Source organism: Frankia sp. KB5 (assembly GCF_002099325.1).
GTDB lineage: Bacteria > Actinomycetota > Actinomycetes > Frankiales > Frankiaceae > Frankia > Frankia casuarinae.
In genome coordinates, this window is record NZ_MRUJ01000352.1 from 1 (window position 1) to 3835 (window position 3835).

A 3835-nucleotide genomic window follows, 5' to 3' on the forward strand; every position below is an offset into this window, starting at 1 on the left:
GGGCTTCGGGGCAGGCCGGTAAGCTCCTTGATCGTGCGTATCGCCGTGACTGGTTCCATCGCCTCTGACCACCTCATGCGCTTTCCTGGAAGGTTCGCCGAGCAGTTGCTCGCCGACCAGCTTGAGCGGGTCTCGCTGTCCTTTCTCGTCGACGAGCTCGTGATCCGGCGGGGCGGAGTGGCGGCCAACATCGCCTTCGGCCTGGGCCGGCTGGGCCTGCGCCCGATCCTCGTCGGCGCGGTCGGCGAGGACTTCGCCGACTACCGCTCCTGGCTCGACCGGCACGGCGTGGACACCGCCTCCGTGYGGGTCAGTGAGATCGCGCACACCGCGCGGTTCGTCTGCACCACCGACGAGGACCTCAACCAGATCGCGTCCTTCTACCCGGGTGCGATGAGTGAGGCCGCCGACATCGAGTTGAGGCCGATCGCCGAGCGGTTCGGCGGCCTGGACATGGTGATCGTCAGCCCCAACGACCCCGGGGCGATGCTGCGCCACAGCGAGGAGTGCCGGCAGCGGGGATATCCGTTCGCGGCGGACATCTCCCAGCAGCTCGCGATCATGGAGGGCCCGCAGATCCGCGAGCTCGTCGTCGGTGCGGCCTACCTGTTCTGTAACGAGTACGAGAAGGCGCTGCTCGCCAGCAAGACCGGCTGGTCGGACGAGGAGATCCTGGCCAGGGTCGGTGTCCGGGTGACCACGCACGGCAAGGACGGTGCGGTCATCGAGGCCCCGGAGAGCGACCCCATCCGGGTCCCGGTCGTTCCCGCCCGCGCCACCCCGGATCCCACCGGAGTCGGGGACGCCTTCCGGGCCGGGTTCTTCGCCGGCCGGTCCTGGGACCTCTCGCTCGAACGCTCCGCCCAGGTCGGCTCCCTGCTCGCCACCCTGGTCCTGGAGACGATCGGCACCCAGGAGTACACGGTGGAGCCCTCGGAGGTGCTTAAGCGTCTCACCGAGGCCTACGGTTCCGACGCCGCCGCCGAGATCGCCGAGCATCTGCCGGCAATCTGAGCCGGCGGGTTATACAAGCCGCCGGATGACGAACGCCTCCCCGCCTTCCGGAAGCGGGGAGACGTCCACCAGCTCCTGACCCCGCAGCCGGCACCAGGCCACGACGTCCGCGCCGGCGGCGGGGTCGTCGGCCCAGAGCGTGATGGTGCCGGTCACCGGAATCCCGCCGAAGGCGCGGGCCAGATCGATGATCGGCAACGGGCAGCGTCGTCCCCGCGAGTCGACCGTGTGCGGCTGTTCCGTCATCGGATTGTCGGCATCAAAGCCCGGCGGCGCCCAGCCGGTCCCGCACGGCGCGTACGGCTGCGGGCAGCGCCGTCAGCAGGGCGTCGAGATCGGCCTGGGTCGACTCGCGGCCAAAGGATATCCGCAGGTTGCCGTGCGTCAACGCGCCCATGGCGACCAGGACATGGCTCGGGATCAGGGTGTCGGATGTGCAGCTCGACCCGGAGCTCACGGCGATTCCGGTCCGGTCGAGCTCGGTCAGCAGCGCCTCGCCCTCGACGTAGAGGCAGGAGAACGCGCTGATGTGCGGAACCGTCGCCGCCCGGTCCGGATCGCCGAGTAGTTCCACGCCGTTGACGAGTTCGGGCAGCCGGCGGCGCAGTTCGGCCACGTAGCCGGCGAGCCGGGGCGCCTCCGCGGCGAGTTCACCCGCCCGGGCGCTCAGCGCCATGGCTGCGGCGACGACGGCGGGGACGTTCGGATAGCCCGCAACCCGACCGCCCTCCCGCTCGTCAACGGGACCGGGACTGCGCCAGCGGGTCCCGGTGCGCACCGCGAGAACGCCCACCCCGGGTGGTCCGCCGAACTTGTGGGCACTCGCGGTGAGCAGATCCACCCCGAGGTCGGCCAGGTCGACGGGGATGTGGCCGACTGTCACGGCGGCGTCGGTGTGCAGCGGCACCCCGGCGGCGCGCATCCGTTCGGCGACCTCGGCGACCGGCTGGATGGTCCCGACCTCGTGGTTGGCGTGCTGGAGGCTGGCGACGGCGGTACCGGCGACGGGGGTGAAGTCGGCGGGGTCGACCCGGCCGAGATGATCCACACCAATCCTGACGACCCGTCCACCGGCCTGTTCGTGCCGCTGCGCGGCGTGCAGGACGCTGGAGTGCTCGACCGCGCTGACCATGACGACGTCACCCGCACGCCGCCGGGCCGCCGCCGTGCCCAACAGGGCCAGATGCGCCGCCGCCGACCCGCTCGCGGGAAAACTGATCTCGTCCGGCCGGGCCCCGAGCACGCCCGCGACGGTCTCGCGGGCCGCGTCGAGCAGCATGCGCGCCCGGCGGCCCTCCCGATACAACCGTGCCGGGTCGGCCCAACCATCCTGAAGAGCCATTAGCAGAGCCTCGCGCGCGGCAGGGTGCAGCGGCGTGGTCGACGCGTGGTCGAGATAGGCCGGCACCTGTGAAACGGTACGCCGTGAACGGCCGGGAGGGGCGTGCGTCACAGGCGCTGACGGGGGCCTTAGGCGAGAAGGTTCGCGGCTGCTGAGATACGCTGCTGCCGMACCATCTACAGCGTGTCGAAGACAGCATGTCGTCCGGTTGGATCGGCGGGGCGACATGGCGTTTCCAGGGGGTCTCGCGCGCGGGGACGAACGCTGTCCGCCCCGCGGCCGCGGCCCGCTCGTCGTGGGAGGCAGGACCTGGTGAGGAGATCCTTCGGTCGGACCCGGCCGTCGCTCGCGGATGTCGAGGACACGCCGACGACACCGGCTGACTCCGACACACGCGCAGCTGCGGTGTCCGCGGTCGGCGTGCACGGGACGCGGCACATCCGGCCGCTTCGGCGTGTCCTGCGTCTCGGTGCCGTGCTCGCTGTCGTGGGGATCATGGCGACCGCCTGCGACAGGCCTACATTCGGCTATCCCAGGGGCGTGACGAACCAGACGCCGCGCCTTCTCAACATCTGGCAGGGTTCGGCGATCGCCGCGCTCGCCGTCGGTGTGCTCGTCTGGGGAATGATCTTTTACGCGATCATCGCCTTCCGGAAACGCAGCGACGTGCTTCCCCGCCAGGTGCGCTACAACCTGCCAGTCGAGGTTCTCTACACCGTCGTGCCGGTGGTGATCGTGGCCGGGCTGTTCTTCTACACGGCCCGGGACGAGAGCGAGGTCACCAAGCTCTCGCCGAAGCCAGACGTCACCGTTGACGTGATCGCCTTCCGATGGAACTGGCAGTTCAAGTACCTCGACACCGGATCCGGCCGGCAGGGTGCCAACCCGATCGAGGTCACCGGTCGCCCCGGTGAACCGGCGGTGCTCGTGCTGCCGCAGAACCGCTCGATCCGTTTCGTGGAGAGCTCGCCGGACGTCATCCACTCGTTCTGGGTGCCGGAGTTCCTGTTCAAACGGGACGTCATCCCCGGCCGGGTGAACCAGTTTGAACTGACCATCACGAAGACCGGCACCTTCATCGGTCGATGCGCCGAACTGTGCGGGACGGACCACGACCGGATGAACTTCTACGTGAAGGTCGTGCCGCAGGCCGAGTACGACACGTTCATCGCGGACCGGGAGAACGTGGCGATCTCGGCGGCGCCGGCCGTGTCAACGACCGGGACCGCCGCCACCACCGCAACCACCGGGAGTGGACAGTGACCCTCGTACAAGAAGCGGGTGTCGGCCACGCCGACTCCCSGGACTCCCACATCCCCCGGCGGACGAACCTGCTCGGCTATCTGCGGACGACGTCCCACAAGGACATCGCCGTCATGTACTTCGTCACGTCGTTCGGGTTCTTCCTCTTCGCCGGTGTCCTGGCCATCATGATGCGGGCGGAACTCGCCCGCCCGGGGCTGCAGTACTTCTCCAACG

General features: G+C 69.5%; 4 protein-coding genes and 1 pseudogene. 3 read left to right on the forward strand and 2 right to left on the reverse strand.

Translation table 11 applies throughout. The features are described 5' to 3' along the window. Nucleotides 1-33: 33 nt before the first annotated feature. Nucleotides 34-1014: a carbohydrate kinase family protein gene (locus KBI5_RS24175; protein WP_085016587.1), complete on the forward strand. Its 981-nt coding sequence runs from the start codon at nt 34-36 to the stop codon at nt 1012-1014. 9 nt (nt 1015-1023) lie between these two features. Here the strand turns inward: KBI5_RS24175 and KBI5_RS24180 are convergent, their stop codons facing one another. Beyond that, nucleotides 1024-1260 carry a sulfurtransferase TusA family protein gene (locus KBI5_RS24180; protein ID WP_035731696.1) on the reverse strand — a complete coding sequence of 79 codons (237 nt, stop codon included), beginning with the start codon at nt 1258-1260 and terminating at the stop codon, nt 1024-1026. A gap of 13 nt (nt 1261-1273) precedes the next feature. Then, complete coding sequence (locus KBI5_RS24185) at nt 1274-2422, reverse strand: cysteine desulfurase family protein (RefSeq protein WP_035731691.1); 1149 nt, start codon at nt 2420-2422, stop codon at nt 1274-1276. 246 nt (nt 2423-2668) lie between these two features. Between KBI5_RS24185 and coxB the strand changes: the two genes are divergently transcribed. After that, entirely contained in the window at nt 2669-3619 is a 951-nt protein-coding gene (coxB, locus tag KBI5_RS24190; RefSeq protein ID WP_011437502.1) for a cytochrome c oxidase subunit II, read from the forward strand. Further along, nucleotides 3616-3835 (forward strand): annotated as a pseudogene (locus KBI5_RS24195) (cytochrome ubiquinol oxidase subunit I); the annotation flags it as partial. The gene coxB and the pseudogene KBI5_RS24195, both read left to right, overlap by 4 nt.

What these genes read in the sequence shown, in the direction of transcription:
- KBI5_RS24180 (WP_035731696.1), bottom strand. Translation starts at nt 1,260, where the DNA reads ATGACGGAACAGCCGCACACGGTCGACTCGCGGGGACGACGCTGCCCG.